The following is a 17,257-nucleotide window of genomic DNA, read 5'->3' on the forward strand; positions in this document are numbered from 1 at the left end:
GCGGCGCGTCCTAGAGAGACGTGTTAGAACTGAAACCAATGGCAACAACGAGTTCTCCGTCGGTGTCGTTCGACGAGACCGACACGCGACACGATGAAATGCATCGCACGATCGAACAGTGGCTTGCTGACCTCGCTGACGACGTCGACGACGCTCGGGCGAGCGAGCAGTTCCAAGAATGGCTGGACATCCAGAGCCGATTCCACGACTACTCCCACCGCAATACACTCCTCATCACCCTCCAATGCCCTGAGGCGACGAAGATTGCTGGCTACCGGACGTGGCAAGAAGAGTTCGACCGACACGTCCAGGAAGGCGAGTCGGCGATCTGGATCTGGGCGCCGATCATCACGACCCAATGCCCCGAGTGTGGGAACGCATCGAGCTATCACGAAAACAGCGAGTGTGAGTACGACGAGACGCCACCCGAAGAGTGGTCGGAGGGCCTCGTGGGCTTCAAGCCTGCACCGGTTTTCGACATTTCGCAGACCGAGGGCGAACCACTCCCAAAGCTGGATACGGCGGCGACCGGCGAGTGTGACACGCTCGTCGATGACCTCACTAACATCGCGTCGGACCTCGGCGTGACCATCCGCATCGTCGATCCCGATGACTGGCGACATGGTGAGGCGAAGGGTGTCTGCCAGTCACGGAGCGTCCAAGATCTCACCCCGCTCGTGGAAGTGAAGGATCGTCCGAACCGTGCCGACCTCGCGTCGACGATCATCCACGAGTACGTCCACGCGATTCTGCATTTCGACATTACTGACGCGACCGAGCGGGCGAAACGCGAGGTCGAAGCTGAGGCCGTCGCGTACGTTGTCGGTCGATACCTCGGCTTAGACACGAGTGGGTCGGCGTTCTATCTCGCGGCGTGGCAGGGCGAGGAGACAGACGTGCTGCAAGAGCGACTGGGTCGGATGAGCGGGACGGCTGAAGAGATTCTCTCAACACTCGAAGCGGTCTGAGATCTCTTATCTGTGGTTCAGTTGTCGGCCTTTGTTGATGCCTCTTTGTCAGACGTAGTTCTGTCTGTAACAGAGAGTCTCATAGGATACTTCACAGGTGTTGTTTTCGCAGGTCAGCGGTGAATTACTCGGCACACTGCTCCTGCGGATTTACTGATTGAATGTCGGCGCCCCGGTGGAATAGTCTCGATGAGTTGAACTGGCCACTTCCCTTCTCCACGATATGATGACCAACGAACTCGACTCCTTGCTCGAATGGTTCGAGTTGAAGGACGAACTTCGGACGGGATGGGTGCTTCGGAATATCGACTCGCCTGAATCGGTCGCGGCCCACACGTGGGGGACAGCGTCGCTTTGTCTGCTCTATGCCGAGCAGGAAGACGTTGACCCTCAGAAAGCAGTGACGATGGCACTCATTCACGACCTCGGCGAAGCTCGAACGGGCGATATCGCAACCCGCGCGGAAGACGGACGCCAGACCATCCCCACGTCTGAAAAGGAAGCAGCTGAACGGAGCGCAGTAACCGATCTCGTCGGACCCTTCGACACCGAACTGCTGACGCTCTGGGAGGAGTACGAAGCACGTGACACCCCGACGGCACAGTTCGTCAAAGACATGGATCTGATCGATAACTGTCTCCAGGCGCTCAAGTACGAGCGCCAAGGTCGGTACGACGAAGCCGAGGCGAACGACCACTTTGCCGAGTTCGAGAACTTGGACGAGTTCTTTGCGACCGCCGCGCCTCGCTTCCGGACAGAACTCGGCCAAGACCTGTTCGAGCAAATTAAATCGCAGTACGAACAAGAACTCGGGCGACCCTGCCAACTCTGAATACGTCTTTCAGTTGCAACTCGCTTGGTCGGTGTAGCACCTACATTGAGCGATTCGGAAGTTCAGAAGAGGGAGTCCCAATCGTTCTATTCCCTGTGTTGCCGGTTTGACGCGTGCTTCAGCTGTGCTTACCCGGTTTGCTTACCTCGCGTCGCGTCGGTCCACAGAGTACGCATACAGAGCGGTACACACGAGATCCTCCACACCAATACTGCCCATCTTCTGCAGAAGGTCTGTAACCGTTACGACGAACATGAGCGAGAACACGCCGTAACACGCTAGACCGACAAAGAGCAACTCGTGAACCGCCTTCGGACCCAGTACAGTTCGTGCTCGCCTTCTTGCGGATGTCCATCGACCACCGGCCAATACGACCCCGCGACGAAGCCGACGGCGATTGCACACACGAACAGCAACAACAGGCCACTTCGCTCCAATGTGGCGACTAGTGACGTGCGGCCGCCCCGGTCAGTCGTCGAAGGTCGGTTTCCGGGCTTCGATGGTGGCCGACACGAGGTACTCGCCGAGGTCGCGGTCGGCCTCCCAGTCGCTGATGAACTCAGTACTCTCGTCCTTGGGTGCAATCTCGACCGCCTCGAAGCCAGCGCGGTCAAGCATCTTCTCGAGCTTTCCGATGGTCGAGGCCCCGGCGACACACCCCGTAAGCGAGTCGGGGTCCATTGCAACGTCATCGGGGAACGGTGCGGTCTGGACAACGTCGGAGATGGCGACGCGGCCGCCGGGCTTGAGGACGCGATACGCGTCGTCGAAGACACGTTGTTTCTCGGGTTCGAGGTTGACGACGCAGTTCGAAATGACGACGTCGACGGTCTCGTCGGCGACCGGGAGGTGAGTAATCTCACCGAGACGGAACTCGACGTTCCGAGAGTCGTTCTTTGCGACGTTCTCGCGGGCCTTCGAGATCATCTCCGGAGTCATGTCGACACCGATGACGTGGCCGTCCGCGCCGACCTCCTGAGCGGCGAGGAAGCAGTCGAACCCCGCGCCGGAGCCGAGGTCGAGGACGGTTTCGCCGGGTGTCATCGCGGCGAACGCCTTCGGGTTCCCACAACCGAGGCCGAGGTCCGCACCGTCGGCGATCGACGCGATGTCATCGGCGTCGTACCCGAGACGTTCGCTCTCGGACTGACTGTCGTCGTCACAGCAACCACTATCGCCCGCGACATTGAGGCCGACGTCGCTACAACAGCCTTGGTCGCTCGATGCGATTCCGGCGTAGCGTTCCCGTACCAACTGGCGAGTCGCCTCTGGATCGCGGTCGTCGGCTGTCGTGCCAGTCTGGGTGTCGTCACTCATGGGTGCCTCGCAGGTCGTCGAGCGTTTCGAGCAGCGCCACGGTGGTCTCGGTCGGCTCGTAGTACCGCCAGGAGCCTTCTTTTCGGCGCGTGACCAGACCGGCAGCGTACAGCCGGGAGAGCGCCTGGCTGACAGCGCTCTGGCTGACGCCAACCGCCGCTTCGAGATCGCAGACGCAGACGCCGTCGTCGGCGTTCGCGATGCGTCGGAGGAGCTCGTAGCGCGTGTCATTCCCCATGGCGGAGAGAACTTGGAGGTCAATCGCCATCGCGTCCGCATCGACGTCCCCAAGTGGAGTACAGCAGGCATCGGCGTCGCCTGTGGCCCCGTCGGCGACAGTATCCTGAACCATATTAGCAATAGCTTATACAAGGAACTACTAATATGTTTCTCTGGCGAGTCCCTCGTCTGCTCCACGCAGAGACGCTCCGAGAGAACGTTGAGTACTGTCCAACGGGTTCCAGCGAACCGAAGAGTTCCGAACCCGGGGCCCGTCTCGCGGCGAAGAACCCGAGTTCGGACTGCGAGTGCGTGTTCTAACAGCAGTCGCTGCCGGCGTCGCAGGCGTCGCCGTAATCGACGCCGGTCGCCGCAGTGATTGTTTCCGTACAGTCGTCGAGGAGGGCTTCGAAGTCCTCTCGACTGCGTTCCGTTTTCGCGTCGGCGAGCGCCGCACCGAGGGATTCCGCCGCGGTCAGCACGTCGTCAGCGTCGCTCAACAGCACCCACCTCCAATCGACTGCGCGAACGCCTGCCCGATGCGTTCGCTTACGATCTCGTCCGTCTCAGCGAGTAAGCTCTCGAACGCCTCGCGAGCCTCGCGGTGTCGCCTGACAGACTCGAGTTCCGAGAGGTCCTTCTGGATGCTCCGGAGTTCGCTCATGAGCGATGTGTCGAACTCGCCGTTTTGGAGTTCGCGCTCGGTCTCCCGGTACGCATCCAATAGTTCCTGAGCCTCGGCGTCAGCTTCGAGTGCCTCCCGTGCTTCAACCAACTCCTGATAACGTTCACACGTGAGGAGTTCGTCGACGAACGCTTCGAGTTCCGTCTCGACGTCCGCCGTCTCGACCAGGGGGTCGCTCACGACACCGTCACCTCCTCGCGGTCATCCTGCATGCCAGCCAATCCCGTGACCTCCGCACCGAACTCGCGGAGGTCGTCGAGGCCGACGGGTTCCTCCTGACGCAACGGTGCGAGCATCATCGGTACGTCGAACCGCTCTTTAATCTCCGTGAGGTACTCCGCTTGCTGTGCGCGTCGGTTCTCGAAGAACGCGTTGTTGCCGTCGTCCTCGGGGAGCAGGTAGTTCGCCACCACGAGCGACGTCTCGATCCCGACCTGGTCCTTGAGGTCCATCGCGGCACGGTACGCCTCCATCATCGGGGTGAACTCGGGGTACATCACGAACGCGAAGGAACTCCGACTGGGGTCCTGCATCGTCTCGATGACCTCGTCGTACTTCCCACCGTTGGCGGGTGCAGCACCCTTCGTGAGCGACCCGAGGTCCATAAACCCCTTCCAGTCCGACGGTAACTCCAGCAACCGCAACGTGTGCCCGGTCGGGGCCGTGTCGAACACGACGACGTCGTAGCCGTCCTCCTCGAAGTAGCTCACGAACTTCTCGAGGGCTGCCATCTCCTCAGCACACGGCGATTCCAGTTCCTCCTCGACGTTCGCGATGGCCGCCTCCACGTCGATCTGCGTGTCGTCTTTCTCGGCGTACATCTCACGAACGTGATCGAGGACTTGCGTCCGGTACTCCTCGAGCGCGCGCTCCTGGTCGATGCGGGCCGCATCGAGGTTCGCCTGCCCGACGGACGTCGGTTCGTGGCTGACAGGTTGCTCGAAGATGTCCGCGAGGTGCGCGGCCGGGTCCGTGGTTACGACGAGCGTCTCGTAGCCCGCTTCCGCGAGCGAGACCGCGGTCGTTGACGCAATCGTGCTCTTCCCGACACCACCTTTGCCAGTAAAGAACAGGTACCGTGTGTCTTCGACGGGAGCGAGTTCCTCGGCGACCGCGTCCGGGGCGGTGAGCGAGTCGAAGTCGACAGCTTCGTCGTCACTCGCGCGTCGCGTCGCCGCGTCGACATCAACGGTCGCCACGTCGCCGTCGTAGAGGACGCCACCGACGTCCGAGAGCAGTTCGAGACCCGCAATTTCTCCGGGCTGGAGTGGGTACGTCGCGAGCGCCTGGTGCTCGAATGTCGACTCCACGCGGTCGATGACGGCCTGTTCGTCCGCGCGCTTGCCCTCGAAGAACGGGTCGTCGCACACTGACTCCGGCAGGTAGCCGTTGACGACGAGGAGTTGCGATTCGATGCCGAGTTCAGCGAGGTCGCTCGCACTCCGCTCTATCTCGTCGATCGACGACGACTCAGGTTTCCCGACGAACGCGAACGACGTCCGGGACTCATCAGAGAGCGTGTCGATGGCCCGCTCGTAGTCCGCTTTCTTGTCGTCCATCGACGCCGCGGGTCCAATGCACGTCGAACCGCCCTTCTCGAGTTCCGCGTTCCAGTCGGACGGCAGTTCCATCAACCGAATGGTGTGTCCGGTGGGTGCGGTATCGAAGACGACGACGTCGTACTCGGGGCTGTCCATGAAGTCGACGAAGTTGTCGAACGCCGCGATCTCCTCGACGCACGGACTGTTGAGCTGCTCTTCGACAGTCTCGATCTCCTCGTCGTCGAGGAGTGCCCGCATCGGTTCGATGGTCTCCTGACGGTACTCTTCGGCAGCGACGTCGGGGTCGATTTCGATGGCCGAGAGGTTCGGGACATCGTCGATGCCGGTGACCTCGTGGCCGATGTCCTGATTGAAGATGTCGGAGAGGTTCGGCGCAGGGTCGGTCGTCACGAGCAGTGTCTCGTAGTCGTTGTCGGCGAGCCACGTCGCGGTCGCGCAGCTGACAGTGCTCTTGCCGACGCCGCCTTTCCCGCTGAAGAAGACGAACTCGGTCTCTTCGCTTGTCGGCTCGACGACGGCACGTGCGGCAGTATCGCTTTGGCTCATCAGTCAGGCCTCCGGCGCGGACTCACGGTCGGTAACCGCGGCTTTGAGGGCGTTGTAGGAGAGGTACTCGGATTTGGCGACGATCTCGTCGTCGACGATCGTGATCGGGAGAATCGACGGGCCGTGTTCTTCGACGAGGTCGTAGATACGCTGCGTCTCGAGGAACTGGTCGATGTCGTGTTGCATATTCGCTCGGGAGATATCGAGGTCGTCAATCTCGGTCTCGAGCTGGTCGAGGGCCGCGCTGACTTCGACGAGCTCGTCGTCGGGGTCCGGGCCACAGACGCCCGTGGAGCAACACATCGCTTCTTCGTACAGTGTGAGTTCAGTCATGAGTTGGATTGAGTCGTGTTTCAATTGTCGTCTGGAACGGCTGCCCGGTGAGTGGCGCTCACCAGCATCACAACCGCCCCATTCATCTGAGCCGTTACTCAAACATTTGGATAAATCTTCGGCTTTCAGCTAAGCCACATGAGTGAGCAAAATCGCCACAATACACGGTTCTATACGAGTTCCACGAGCATATTTCGAATGATTGTGGCGTTAGTACGTATTTGACATTGCTCAAGTATTTCGACTCGGTTGAATCGGTATTCATCCACAGCGCACCCAGAAGTCTTAATCAAGTATCCACTCAATTCGAATCGATGTCTTCCACCGATCGGCTCCAGCGATACCTCGCCGACGAACGCGGCGGGTGTGGCGACGAAGCGGTCAACGAACGCCTCGCGGAACTCGAGGAACTGCACGTCGCCGCAGGTGGCCCGGAGCTCGACGACGATCTCAACCTGCTCGGAGCGCTCGCAAACGAAACCCGATACAAAATCGTCCGCATCCTCCACGTCGCCGATGACGAACTCTGTGTCTGCGAGTTCAGCCCGCTCCTCGACGTCAGCGACAGTGCCATCAGCCACGCGCTCTCCAGGCTCACCGACGCCGGGCTCGTCACTCGACGGAAGGACGGCAAGTGGCGAAAATATCGTCCAACTCCTCGTGCCACTGCGGCGCTCGTCGCACTCGACGGTTCCCGACAACTGTGAACCGCTCACTGTCGAGCCTCGATCAGCTATTGAGTGGACTATTGTCTATGGAAGCCGACATACAAACGGTCAAGTAAGCCATGGAAAGTCAGAGTGGTATGGAAGAACCCACGAGAAAGCTCGGGTTCGTGTGCGTACAGAACGCGGGGCGGAGTCAGATGTCCGCAGCGTTCGCCGAGCGCGAACGCGACGAACGAAATCTCGGCGATCACGTTGCGGTCGTTACTGGCGGTACGCATCCCGCCGACAGCGTCCACGACGAAGTCGTCGCCGTCATGGATGAGGTCGGCATCGACGTGTCCAACCGGACGCCACGAGAGGTATCGACGGAAACCCTGGAGTCGTGCGACGTCGTTGCGACGATGGGATGTTCGACGCTCGAACTCGACGCAGAACGAGTCGAGATTCGTGATTGGAACCTCGATGACCCCCACGGCCAAGACATCGAACGTGTCCGGGAGATTCGCGATGAGATCGAGACGCGAGTCCAAGACTTGTTTGACGAGTTTTTCGACGATACCGAGTACTGACAGACTGACCGAGTCGGCCGAGTGTATCGGCATCTTGGGCTGATCGGCCCGATCAGCTGCTGTACGATTGCGGATGAACAACTGAGCGGCTATTGCTGCATTCACCCTCTGTATCAGCCACGCAGGTTGTGACAGATCTCAGAGACATTTCGATGCCTCACAGCAAGTAGCTCACCTGTATTGACTTCAGGACAATCAGGACAGGTCAGCATAAAGAATCCGACCTGATTCTGTGTCACCTGTCACTCCGTTCGACAGCGTAGTTTTTGATGCGCCCGAAGGGGTGCGCGCATTGCGCGCTGGCTACCATGACTCCTGTACTACCAGAGTTCGATCCACCTACGCGCGTCCTCAAGCGGGTGCAGTACGAGGCGTTTGCATTCGAACTCCTCGAGGGCGATGTCCGTGTTCGCAACGAGAGCTATGCTGACCCGACTGCTCACGAGTACTGGGTTCGGATTCAGGACGGCGTGCCCGATTCGTGTTCGTGTCCCGCTGATGCGAGCGGTGACGGCCCGTGTAAACATCGGGTTGCGGTCGCGATTCGCCCACGAATACTCGAACTTGCGGTCCAGATGCGTGTCGTCGCTGACGGTGGTAGCCCACCAAATGGCGATGATGACACAGGGGACCTGCCCTGCGAGTGTGAACAGCTGTCTGAAGCTCTTCCCTGTTGGAACTGTGTCGACGCTGGGCGGCGTAATCTGTCTGAGTAGTCGTTGGTGTGGGTTTCGTACGTCACCAGTACTCGTCAGTCGTCAGACTGCTGGGACGCAGCGTACGCACCAGCAAACTGCTCGCGCATCTCTCGACGGAGCAGTTCGCTCATCACTTCGTAGACGACTGGCTGGGGATACTTGTTGAGGAGGCGTTGGACGTCGGCTGCACATTCGCTTTTTTCAGTCGCAAAGTTCGCGGTCCATGGTGAGCTACTCATACAAGATAGTTATCTATTGGTTCAGTTAACTGTTCGCCTGGTGAGAAATTTCTACTAACACAGTCCACGGACCGTGGCCTGCAGAGACCTACTGATACGACTGTCGAGTGCACGAAACTCGGTGGGCACGAAGCCCACGAGGGAGTTATCAAGGGGTGGATGCAGATGGCTTGGTACGCGATTCCGCACCCGTTGCAGAACAGGGCGCGTCTTGGGTGACACGACGAGCCTGCAACGGCAATCTACCTGTGAGCATGTTTGGTGTTGTGATTCAGTCATTAATCGCCCCTCCAGCCGAAGCCAGCCTATTCGAGACGGCGACGATGTTTTTGGGCCCCTGAAGGGTGCGGGGCGCAGCGAGATGCGTCGCGCGGTGTTCGAGATGGCGACACGAGATGTCTACGAGCGACAGTTCGACGAATCGTGCGGGAAATCCTGTGGGAACGCCTCCTGTCCAGAGTGTGGTGGGCAGGTCATTACGGACGCTGGCGAGCGACGGTGCGACTCCTGTGGTCTCATCATCGACGGTCACGGCATCGACCGCGGTCCCGAGTGGCGGTCGTTCGAACGTGACGAGCGCAAGCGAGTCGGGATGCCGCGAACGCCGACGCGACACGATCACGGCCTCGCCACCGAGATCGGACGACACGTCGACGCGAATGGGACGCCGCTTCCGGGCGAGCGACGACAGCAACTCTCCCGACTCCGTACCCAGCACAGTCGGAGTCGGTATCAATCGAGTCGTGAGCGACGGTTGGCTCACGGATTGGACGAAGTCGGGCGGCTCGCCGGCGCACTCGACCTCCCCGACAGCCTGCGTGACCAAGCCTGCCGGTGCTTCCGGTCTGCTCAGCAGGCGGATCTGTTGCCGGGGCGGTCGATCGAAGCAGTCGCGGCTGCAAGCGTCCACGCGGCCTGTCGATGTGCGGGGCTTTCGCGGACGCTCGCTGAACTTGCCCCACTCGCACGGGTGGCTGAATCGCGCGTCCGGTCGGCGTACAATGCACTCAATACAGAACTCGGGCTGTCTGCGAAGCCAGTTACACCGGTTGAGTTCGTTCCGCGAGTGGCGGATGCGCTTGATGTGACGGACCTGATTCGGCGACGAGCACGGTCGTTAGCCGAGGCGTCAAGCGACGAGTGGGCTCATCGAGGCGCGAATCCGCATGCAGTCGCTGCGGCGTGTGTGTATACGGCTGCAGCTGAGCGGGACTGGCCGCTCACACAGTCGCGTGTTGCGGCCGTGAGTGACACCTCAGTCAAAACGGTTCGAACGCATTACCAGACGTTGTGTGATGCAGATGGGTGAACCTCAACGCTGAGAGCAAAGATCACGCGTATCTGAGCGAGAAGTTCGAGTCGTTTGGACTCCTCGGTTGAATATCCGAGTTTTCTCCGGAAACGATGGGGTGTGTTGAGCACCAACTCGATTGTTTCTCTGTATGTGACGACACACTAGAATTTTCACTAAAGGTGCTAGTGGTCGGTCATGAGCAGCGAACCAGCAGACGCTAAGCACAATGTGTGCGGACTTGAATCGTAGTGGTGAGACAAGCACTAGAGTGTCCAGACTACTGGGGGCCGAGATACTGCTTGCACTCTGCAATCATTTCGTCGACGAATGACTCGGTCACTTGTCCCTGTGGATTGACAACGGCGTCATGTTTGATTGTCGCGACGACCCATGGAGAGCAATACGAGGTCTTGGTCGGGTCTTTGCCACTTACCCACTCATCTCCAACTTCGAAGTTTCGCGGGAGATTACTGGTTGTGAGAGCTGCACACAGATACTCCTCGCCAGGATACGGGAGCGAGTCTGCAGCAAGAACGACCCAGAGGCGTGGATTTGAGCCGCGTCGAAATGGATCCGGTGCCCAGAATACGTCGCCCTTCTGGAAGCGGTTGGTGTCAGTCACGCTGTTGTCGCGGGTCAACGGCGTGTTCTTGCCACTCGTCGTAGTCGAATGGTTCTTCTTCACGGCTCGCTGCTGTAGCAGCAGCATGGTTAGCTGCAGCGTCAAGGCTCAAGACGTGGTCACTCACGCGCCAGTATGTCCCCCGGTGCTCGACACGACCTCGTTCTCTGAGCCTGACGAGAGTCGGACCAACCGAGCCGGGCTTGACGGACGTCCGCTCGGCGATCTCGCTTTGGGTGAACGCTTGGTCAGCATTCTGAGCTAAGAACGAGAGGAGCTTGTAGGCGTTCGTCCCCGGTTTTGGGTTTTCATTGCCGTCGTCAATGGTCTCGAAGCGATCCGCGCTGATGGGCATAGTATATTAGATGTACTAAGATGTATTGAATGTATTGGACAGCAGCACCAGCGCTTATTCGGATAGCAGCGGGTGTGGTGAGAACTGTCGACTCTGTTTCGCTCCTTATAGAACTGGACTCCAAATCTTCTGACGATATCTGAGGGGGCTTTGCGAGGGTAACCAAGCGACGAGCAGGCCGACAAAGTTTTGAATACGTACATACACTGTATGTACATGGGCACGAAACGGGTTAACTTCCGACTGCCCGAAGAGTTAGTAGCACACGCGGACATCGCTGCCGAAGTCACTCACAAAAACCGAACGGAGATTCTCATCGAAGCACTCCGACAGTATCTCGAAGAGAAAGAGTCTGATGAGAGTTTCCGTGAGGCTGTTGTCGAACTGTATCTGAATAACCACATCGAGTTCGAGAAACTTGCCGAGATTATCGGGCGACAGGATGCCGAAGCCGTCCGCGCTTCGAAAGAGGTACTTGATCGTGGTGAAGAACTCGCAGACAAACTCGCAGACCTCTAAATGCTCGTTGTAGACACGAGCGCATTCATCTCTCTTTCAGTCGGCGAAGTTCTCGACGTCTTCGTCACCGAGTTTGACGTCGCAACCACAGAGGCAGTTCTTGAGGAACTCCAAAGAACTGCTGAGTACGATGACTGCCATGGCAAAGCCGCCAATGCCGTCCTCGATACGGCCGACGAGTTCACCGTTGTTGCTGTCGCTGGTGGTGAGTTTGTGACGAGCCGAATCGACGATGGTGAAGCCAGCTGCGTAGCTGCAGTCCGTGAGGTGGATGCAGCGTTCTTGATTACCGACGACTACAGAGCTCTTCCTGAACTTCGAAAACTAGTGAGTGCAGAAGTTGCGCTATCTCCGATCGTTCTCCGGGCGCTGGTCAAGCGCGATGCCCTCAGCGAGGAGGAAGCAAGAGTCACCTTCGAGGCAATGGCAGAAGGACGTGATTGGCTCGGTGCGCCGATCTACCGGTACGCTCGACAGCTCCTCGAAGGTACCTCAAAGTAAGGCATCTCTTCTCAAACTCTCCTTCTGACTCTACTGCTACAAGATGATTGGTACGGAACTAGTCCATCCTCTGAAACTGTGTGTCGACACATCCTCGGAGAGTGGATGTGTGCGGGCCTTCTCAAAGACGATCTCGAGCTTAGATAAAATCTGATGGCGAATTATCTGCATTCTGACTTCGTTTCTCCGGAAGCAATGGCATGTGTAGTTCGAATACCAGCGGTTAGTCTGAAATCTGCTAATGGCTCAGTGAAAAAGTAAAAACAGCAACTGTGTTTTGGTTACCGTATGGACAGGTATGTGGATACTCACACAGACACTATTCACCGGCACTGTCTAGTTAGTGACTTCCTCACCCGGCGTTCGTCCGTTGAGCGCTTGATGCGGTCGTTGAAAGTTATAGTATTGCGCAAATTGTATGAACCACTCGCGGACGCTTCCGTGACTTCCCACCCACGAATTATGGAAGCGGTCGACTCGCATTTTGAGGGTGTGAAACCATTTTTCGATGAGGTTTCGCTCCACGTAGTCAAGCCGACTGCTCAATCCTAATCGAGAGAGGGCAGTCTGATAGCCGTAGCCATCAACGAGAAACACGGCATCTGACAGATCGTGTTTTCCCGAGAGTCGATGGAGACACGCAGTAGTCGGATCAGTCCCATATCGCCCAACCAATTCGACGTCAAGAATCAGCATCGTCTCGATGTTTATTGCAGCGCACAATCAAGACGCGCCGACTCGACAGCACGAAGCTGGGTAAGACCTCGTTAAGCGGTTTAACTGTCTTCTAATCCAGTGATTCGGTAGTTCAGTGACTTGCAAACAAAGTAGGCATGGGGCGAGTCCTACGTATGGTAGAGATTCCGGTGGCGAAAAACACTGGGTTGCGTCGAGTTCTCGGTGCCTTGCCGGCCGATATCGTCGTCGGACTGGCAATTCTCGTTGGCGCTTCTCTATCGGTGGTGTACGTCCATTCGGTCGTCGTGCGCGCCGTTTTCGGTATCCCGCTTTTGGTTTTCCTCCCTGGGTACGCATTTCTTCTCGTACTGTTTCCCCACGACTACTCTGACCCCCGAACTGCACGACCAGCGCTCAGGACTACGGAGCGCCCCCGAACCGGAATCACGTTCCTCGAACGGACCGTCCTTTCGTTCGGGGTCAGTCTCGCGTTAGTCCCGGTGTTCGGGATACTCCTCCTCGCGATCGCACCGCGGGTGGACTCGGTCACTGTCGTGACTGGCTTCGGCGCGGGTATCGCCGTCGTTCTCGTGCTCGGAGAGTATCGCCGGCGACAACTCAGGACGACAGAGCGGTACGTTTTCCCGATACGAAGCGGGGCTGAGTCCGTCGTCGCTTCTTTCACCACGGGTGCGACGCTGAACCGCCGGTTGAACGCTGTCTTGGCCGTCTTGATTCTCGTCTCGGTCGTCAGTTTTGGATACGCCCTCACCGTTCCGAACTCCGGCGAGGAGTACACAAGTTTGTCGCTGGTCACTCGACAGTCGGACGGCGAGTACGTCGCGTCCGGCTATCCCGAGTCGCTGTCGACGGAGGGCAACGCCGAACTCTTCGTGAGCACGACCAACCACGAACGAGAACTGACTCGATACACAGTCGTCGTCCAGCTACAGCGCGTTGAGACGACTTCCGATTCGGTCTCTGTCGTTGAGTACGAGGAACTCGGCCGTGCGTCCCAAGCAGTCCCCCCCGGTGAGACGTGGGTTACCAGTCCCGAACTACGGGCTGAGATGACCGGTACCGGCCTCCGCCTCGTCTACCTCCTGTACAAGGGCGACGTACCTAAACGACCCACCGCGGAGAACGCATATCGGTCGACGCACATCTGGGTTAGCAACTGACCGTGGCGTCGCTCACCCGGGACCGAAGACCGACGTCGCCGGTGGCCGCCGACACGTCGGTCGGTCTTGAGCCCCTGCGATTCGGGTGGTTGGAAACCCATAACAATAGTGCGGCATCGCATCGGTAGACTCGATGACTCCCTTATCATCCGGTTCATGGAGTCAACTCGCGCTGATTGGTGGGTTCTCAGCGTTCATTCTCGCACTCGCGCTAGCGTATCGACAGCCTGCGACCGCTTACGAACTGTCTCTCTACGCAAGTACTCCACTACTGTACTGGCTACTCACCGCCGTCGCCCTCGTCTCTGCGCTCACCGTTGCGCTCGGCGGTGCGCCTCGGTTCAGAGCCCACGCGCTTTTCCTCGCCGGGGTGAGCGTATTCTCTGTCATCTCGCTCCCACTCGTTCGTGGGTACTACTACGTCGGCGCGGGTGACTCTCTGACCCACCTCGGGTGGGTCCGCGACGTCATGGATGGCGAGACCGCCATTGCCGAGCTGCTGTATCCCGGTGTCCACTCGTTTGCCATCCTGCTCACGAACGTAACTGGCTACACCCCCGAACGCGGGCTACTGCTCGTGGTCCTGTCGTTTGTCGCGTTGACGTTCGTGCTCATTCCGCTCATCGCCTTCGAGATTTTCCCGCGCCCCGACACGGTTGTTATCGCGGCGTTCTCTGGGTTGTTGTTGCTTCCGATCAACACCATCAGCACGCATCTTATGCCACACCCGTTCAGCCAGTCGATGCTGTTTTCGACATTGGGTATCTACCTGTTTCTCCTGTACGTCTCGCGTGCAGGACCGGGATGGTCAAGCGTTCGGCTGACCTCGTTCGGCGCCTTACTCGCGCTCGTTGGTACGGCGTCGGTGCTGTACCACCCGATGCAGGCGTTCAATCTGTTCGTGTTGCTCGTTCTTGCGTCGGCTATCCAACTCGTCTCGCGATGGCGCGGGTGGGTTCCTGCGATTCGGGGACACAAATCGACGTACGCCCAGATGGCTATCCTCGGTGTCGTCTTCTTGCTGTGGACAGGTCGTCGGCCCTCCTTCGAGAACACGCTCGAAGCCGTCGTCCGGGCTGGGGCCGGCTACCTCAGTGGAGCGCCACCGACTGCGGCAGGGAGCGCTGCGTCACAGGGTGCGTCGCTTCAGGCGATCGGTGCGGGTATTCCAGAGATATTCGCAAAACTGTTCCTCGTCAGTCTGATTTACGTGATACTCATGGGCGTCGTTGTTTTCGCCGTTCTCCGCCACCATCTCGACGGATACCCGGAGACCGACGCGAAAATCCGGTATCTCACCATTGGCGCACTCGGGACGCTCCCGTTCGTCGCCGTCTACATTCTCGGCGATGTCGGCGAACTCCATTTCCGGCTCCTCGGTTATCTCATGATAATTGCGACGGCGGTCGGATCGGTCACCCTCGCTCTCGGAGTCCGACGGCTCGCGCCTCGGCTCGGTGCTCGCGGCGCACTGGTCGCGGTTGCGGTCGTCCTGCTCGTGTTGTTTCCCGCCGCGCTACTCACGGCGTACCCGTCGCCGTACATCTACCAACCGAACCCGCACGTGCCACAGGCTGAGTTAGACGGGTACGAACAGGCGTTCGAGCTCCACGAGGACGGCCTCACGGTTGCGGCGGTTAGGCAGGGGCCGTGGCGGTACAACGACGCGGTCTTCGGAACCGACGAAACACCACGCGACGCGTACGATCGCTCGGTGCCGACTCGGTCGCTCCAACCGCTCAACGGGACGTTCACCGGCGATGGGTACCTCGCGGTGACCCAGTACGACCGTGAACGGGAGGTACTGGCGTACAAAGAGCTTCGATACACGCAGTCGGGATTCGAATCGCTCGACAACCGTGTCGGAATCAACCGGGTCAGTTCCAACGGTGGCTTCACGCTCTACTTCGTCGAAGCACGCGCGGTCCGAGAGGAGACAGCGCCGATGTCGCAGGCTGACGCCACGGAGTATGTGAATTATAACTATCCAGTAATAGGTCGAACGGTGGCTCCAGAGCTATGACTGAGCGTCCGAATATCGTTTGGATTACGCTGGAGAGTACGCGGGCCGACCACACCACGATGGGGGGGTACGACCGAAACACGACACCGAACCTCCAGCGAATCGCGGACAGTGACGACGGCCGGTACTTCGATCAGTGCGTTTCCCACGGTATTTGGACGCTCGCTTCCTCCGCATCCATCCTCACCGCAACCTATCCATCGCATCATGGTGCCGGGATGACCGGCGATGCGATTCCGTCAGAGCTGCCGACCGTCGCGGAGCGGTTTCAACAGCGTGGCTACGACACGAAGTGCATCTCTCCGAACTCGCATCTGAGTTCCGCGACCGGCCTCGACCGAGGGTTCAACGAGTTCGTCTGGCTCAGCAAGTCGACACTCCGCGAGGCGGTCGGCATCAGGTCGATTCTCTCGTACATTCGAAGCATCCGGACCCACGGTGGCGGGTTGACACTCGACACTCGGAAGCACGGAACGGATTATATGCTAAACCGGCTCGCACTCCGTTGGCTCGAGGAACGACAGACGACGTCCGACCCGCTTTTCCTGTATCTCCATTACGGCGGGCCGCACCATCCGTACCTCCCACCCGACCGCTACCTCGAACAGTTCGCAGGGGACCGCGAACTGTCGCTCCAAGAACTCAAAGCCGTCGGGATAGATCACCACGAGAACCTCTACGGACACATGGCCGAGAACAGTCCCTTCTCTGAGGAGGCGTGGGAGGCACTCAGGGCACTCTACGACGGTGAAATCGCGCACGCGGACGAGCTCGTCGGCGAACTGTTCGACGCCGCGCAGTCGCTCGATATCGACGACACCGTGTTCGTGATAACTGCCGACCACGGCGAACTGTTCGGTGAGAGCGGGCTCCTCGCCCACCAAATCGTCACGAACGATGCCGTCTCCCACGTCCCACTCGTCACACATGGCCTCGAACCCGCGTTGACACACGGTGGAGAGTTGGTCCAACACGCTGACGTGATGACGACGCTGCTGGGACTGACCGGTTGTTCGACCGACGGAACGCAGGGAATTGACCTCCGGACGGGCCGCCGGGACTTCGCTATCGTCCAGCGCGGTGCAGACCGATGCCGTCAGAACGTCTCCAAGCTCGTCGAACTGAATCCCAACTTCGACGCGTCGCGGTTCCCCGACTCGACGCTCACCGGGCTCCGGACGATGGAGTTCAGATACGAACACAGCGCAGCGGGTACGGAACTGTTCCGACTGCCGGACGAGACGTCCGACCTGTCCAACGACTATCCGGCTGTCGTGGCCGACCTCGACGCAAAACTCCACGAATGGTTCGAGACACAGGGGACACCGGTGACCGAACGGCGCCAAGAGGGCCGGTTCACCGACGAGATGCGGGCGCAACTCGCTGATCTCGGCTATCTTGTCGACTAAGGCTCGGGCGCGACCCGTCGATGCGTTCCCGGCATATCG

20 protein-coding genes and 1 pseudogene are annotated in these 17,257 nt (G+C 59.2%); 11 read left to right on the top strand and 10 right to left on the bottom strand.

Annotated features, from left to right (window positions below; translation table 11 throughout):
- Positions 1-38: 38 nt before the first annotated feature.
- Positions 39-968, top strand: coding sequence for an ArdC-like ssDNA-binding domain-containing protein (locus tag C5B91_RS18300; protein WP_115819464.1), 930 nt, complete (start codon positions 39-41; stop codon positions 966-968).
- Between the two features lie 223 nt (positions 969-1,191).
- Positions 1,192-1,800: an HD family hydrolase gene (locus tag C5B91_RS18305; protein ID WP_004977714.1), complete on the top strand. Its 609-nt coding sequence runs from the start codon at positions 1,192-1,194 to the stop codon at positions 1,798-1,800.
- Between the two features lie 468 nt (positions 1,801-2,268).
- On the opposite strand, the gene C5B91_RS18315 is transcribed toward C5B91_RS18305, so the two are convergent.
- From C5B91_RS18315 to arsD, 6 genes are all read right to left on the bottom strand, one after another.
- On the bottom strand, positions 2,269-3,117 hold the full coding sequence (locus C5B91_RS18315; protein WP_115819465.1) for an arsenite methyltransferase: 849 nt from the start codon (positions 3,115-3,117) through the stop codon (positions 2,269-2,271).
- On the bottom strand, positions 3,110-3,469 hold the full coding sequence (locus C5B91_RS18320) for a helix-turn-helix transcriptional regulator (RefSeq protein WP_004977720.1): 360 nt from the start codon (positions 3,467-3,469) through the stop codon (positions 3,110-3,112). The genes C5B91_RS18315 and C5B91_RS18320 overlap by 8 nt, the downstream gene beginning before the upstream one ends.
- Positions 3,470-3,653: 184 nt before the next feature.
- Complete coding sequence (gene hcsS / locus C5B91_RS18325) at positions 3,654-3,842, bottom strand: halo-CC-star protein HcsS (RefSeq protein WP_115819466.1); 189 nt, start codon at positions 3,840-3,842, stop codon at positions 3,654-3,656.
- Positions 3,833-4,201: a halo-CC-star protein HcsL gene (gene hcsL, locus C5B91_RS18330; protein WP_049905264.1), complete on the bottom strand. Its 369-nt coding sequence runs from the start codon at positions 4,199-4,201 to the stop codon at positions 3,833-3,835. The genes hcsS and hcsL overlap by 10 nt, the downstream gene beginning before the upstream one ends.
- Positions 4,198-6,129, bottom strand: a complete 1,932-nt coding sequence (gene arsA, locus C5B91_RS18335; protein ID WP_115819467.1) for an arsenical pump-driving ATPase — start codon at positions 6,127-6,129, stop codon at positions 4,198-4,200. The genes hcsL and arsA overlap by 4 nt, the downstream gene beginning before the upstream one ends.
- Before the next feature lie 3 nt (positions 6,130-6,132).
- Complete coding sequence (gene arsD / locus C5B91_RS18340; protein ID WP_004062155.1) at positions 6,133-6,462, bottom strand: arsenite efflux transporter metallochaperone ArsD; 330 nt, start codon at positions 6,460-6,462, stop codon at positions 6,133-6,135.
- 314 nt (positions 6,463-6,776) lie between these two features.
- On the opposite strand from arsD, the gene C5B91_RS18345 reads away from it, so the two are divergent.
- The 3 genes from C5B91_RS18345 (at position 6,777) to C5B91_RS18355 (ending at position 8,415) form a co-directional block, all read left to right on the top strand.
- Complete coding sequence (locus C5B91_RS18345; RefSeq protein ID WP_115819468.1) at positions 6,777-7,169, top strand: helix-turn-helix transcriptional regulator; 393 nt, start codon at positions 6,777-6,779, stop codon at positions 7,167-7,169.
- A gap of 98 nt (positions 7,170-7,267) precedes the next feature.
- Positions 7,268-7,699, top strand: coding sequence for a low molecular weight phosphatase family protein (locus tag C5B91_RS18350; RefSeq protein WP_115819469.1), 432 nt, complete (start codon positions 7,268-7,270; stop codon positions 7,697-7,699).
- Positions 7,700-8,007: 308 nt separating this feature from the next.
- Positions 8,008-8,415: an SWIM zinc finger family protein gene (locus tag C5B91_RS18355; RefSeq protein WP_115819789.1), complete on the top strand. Its 408-nt coding sequence runs from the start codon at positions 8,008-8,010 to the stop codon at positions 8,413-8,415.
- A gap of 35 nt (positions 8,416-8,450) precedes the next feature.
- Here the strand turns inward: C5B91_RS18355 and C5B91_RS18360 are convergent, their stop codons facing one another.
- Positions 8,451-8,636 carry a hypothetical protein gene (locus C5B91_RS18360; protein WP_049969016.1) on the bottom strand — a complete coding sequence of 62 codons (186 nt, stop codon included), beginning with the start codon at positions 8,634-8,636 and terminating at the stop codon, positions 8,451-8,453.
- A 382-nt stretch (positions 8,637-9,018) separates the two neighbouring features.
- On the opposite strand from C5B91_RS18360, the gene C5B91_RS18365 reads away from it, so the two are divergent.
- Complete coding sequence (locus C5B91_RS18365; RefSeq protein ID WP_115819790.1) at positions 9,019-9,945, top strand: transcription initiation factor IIB family protein; 927 nt, start codon at positions 9,019-9,021, stop codon at positions 9,943-9,945.
- A 262-nt stretch (positions 9,946-10,207) separates the two neighbouring features.
- On the opposite strand, the gene C5B91_RS18370 is transcribed toward C5B91_RS18365, so the two are convergent.
- Both C5B91_RS18370 and C5B91_RS18375 read right to left on the bottom strand, forming a co-directional pair.
- Positions 10,208-10,552 carry a hypothetical protein gene (locus C5B91_RS18370; protein WP_115819470.1) on the bottom strand — a complete coding sequence of 115 codons (345 nt, stop codon included), beginning with the start codon at positions 10,550-10,552 and terminating at the stop codon, positions 10,208-10,210.
- Positions 10,545-10,907 (bottom strand): MarR family transcriptional regulator, encoded by a 363-nt coding sequence (locus C5B91_RS18375; protein WP_004968172.1) that lies wholly within the window; start codon positions 10,905-10,907, stop codon positions 10,545-10,547. Before C5B91_RS18375 ends, C5B91_RS18370 begins: the two co-directional genes overlap by 8 nt.
- A 210-nt stretch (positions 10,908-11,117) precedes the next feature.
- Between C5B91_RS18375 and C5B91_RS18380 the strand changes: the two genes are divergently transcribed.
- Both C5B91_RS18380 and C5B91_RS18385 read left to right on the top strand, forming a co-directional pair.
- On the top strand, positions 11,118-11,426 hold the full coding sequence (locus C5B91_RS18380; RefSeq protein WP_115819471.1) for a ribbon-helix-helix protein, CopG family: 309 nt from the start codon (positions 11,118-11,120) through the stop codon (positions 11,424-11,426).
- The gene (locus C5B91_RS18385) at positions 11,427-11,927 is read left to right on the top strand and encodes a PIN domain-containing protein (RefSeq protein ID WP_115819472.1); all 501 of its coding nucleotides are present in this window, start codon (positions 11,427-11,429) and stop codon (positions 11,925-11,927) included.
- A gap of 336 nt (positions 11,928-12,263) precedes the next feature.
- On the opposite strand, the pseudogene C5B91_RS18390 reads toward C5B91_RS18385, so the two are convergent.
- Positions 12,264-12,650: pseudogene (locus C5B91_RS18390) on the bottom strand (IS6 family transposase); the annotation flags it as partial.
- Between the two features lie 128 nt (positions 12,651-12,778).
- Between C5B91_RS18390 and C5B91_RS18395 the strand changes: the two are divergent.
- The 3 genes from C5B91_RS18395 (at position 12,779) to C5B91_RS18405 (ending at position 17,218) form a co-directional block, all read left to right on the top strand.
- Positions 12,779-13,786, top strand: coding sequence for a DUF1616 domain-containing protein (locus tag C5B91_RS18395; protein WP_158544175.1), 1,008 nt, complete (start codon positions 12,779-12,781; stop codon positions 13,784-13,786).
- 370 nt (positions 13,787-14,156) lie between these two features.
- A complete protein-coding gene (locus C5B91_RS18400; RefSeq protein ID WP_147374889.1) occupies positions 14,157-15,809 on the top strand; it encodes a hypothetical protein in 1,653 nt (550 codons plus the stop codon).
- Positions 15,806-17,218 (top strand): sulfatase, encoded by a 1,413-nt coding sequence (locus C5B91_RS18405; RefSeq protein ID WP_115819475.1) that lies wholly within the window; start codon positions 15,806-15,808, stop codon positions 17,216-17,218. The genes C5B91_RS18400 and C5B91_RS18405 overlap by 4 nt, the downstream gene beginning before the upstream one ends.
- Positions 17,219-17,257 lie beyond the last annotated feature (39 nt).

This window comes from Haloferax sp. Atlit-10N, from assembly GCF_003586325.1.
Classification (GTDB): Archaea; Halobacteriota; Halobacteria; order Halobacteriales; family Haloferacaceae; genus Haloferax; species Haloferax prahovense.

Coding starts and splice junctions, on each gene's coding strand:
- C5B91_RS18360 (WP_049969016.1), bottom strand. CDS start 8,636: ATGAGTAGCTCACCATGGACCGCGAACTTTGCGACTGAAAAAAGCGAA.
- C5B91_RS18345 (WP_115819468.1), top strand. CDS start 6,777: ATGTCTTCCACCGATCGGCTCCAGCGATACCTCGCCGACGAACGCGGC.
- C5B91_RS18355 (WP_115819789.1), top strand. CDS start 8,008: ATGACTCCTGTACTACCAGAGTTCGATCCACCTACGCGCGTCCTCAAG.
- arsD (WP_004062155.1), bottom strand. CDS start 6,462: ATGACTGAACTCACACTGTACGAAGAAGCGATGTGTTGCTCCACGGGC.
- C5B91_RS18395 (WP_158544175.1), top strand. CDS start 12,779: ATGGTAGAGATTCCGGTGGCGAAAAACACTGGGTTGCGTCGAGTTCTC.
- C5B91_RS18405 (WP_115819475.1), top strand. CDS start 15,806: ATGACTGAGCGTCCGAATATCGTTTGGATTACGCTGGAGAGTACGCGG.
- C5B91_RS18385 (WP_115819472.1), top strand. CDS start 11,427: ATGCTCGTTGTAGACACGAGCGCATTCATCTCTCTTTCAGTCGGCGAA.
- C5B91_RS18380 (WP_115819471.1), top strand. CDS start 11,118: ATGTACATGGGCACGAAACGGGTTAACTTCCGACTGCCCGAAGAGTTA.
- C5B91_RS18350 (WP_115819469.1), top strand. CDS start 7,268: ATGGAAGAACCCACGAGAAAGCTCGGGTTCGTGTGCGTACAGAACGCG.
- arsA (WP_115819467.1), bottom strand. CDS start 6,129: ATGAGCCAAAGCGATACTGCCGCACGTGCCGTCGTCGAGCCGACAAGC.
- C5B91_RS18315 (WP_115819465.1), bottom strand. CDS start 3,117: ATGAGTGACGACACCCAGACTGGCACGACAGCCGACGACCGCGATCCA.
- C5B91_RS18305 (WP_004977714.1), top strand. CDS start 1,192: ATGATGACCAACGAACTCGACTCCTTGCTCGAATGGTTCGAGTTGAAG.
- C5B91_RS18320 (WP_004977720.1), bottom strand. CDS start 3,469: ATGGTTCAGGATACTGTCGCCGACGGGGCCACAGGCGACGCCGATGCC.
- C5B91_RS18365 (WP_115819790.1), top strand. CDS start 9,019: ATGGCGACACGAGATGTCTACGAGCGACAGTTCGACGAATCGTGCGGG.
- C5B91_RS18375 (WP_004968172.1), bottom strand. CDS start 10,907: ATGCCCATCAGCGCGGATCGCTTCGAGACCATTGACGACGGCAATGAA.
- C5B91_RS18300 (WP_115819464.1), top strand. CDS start 39: ATGGCAACAACGAGTTCTCCGTCGGTGTCGTTCGACGAGACCGACACG.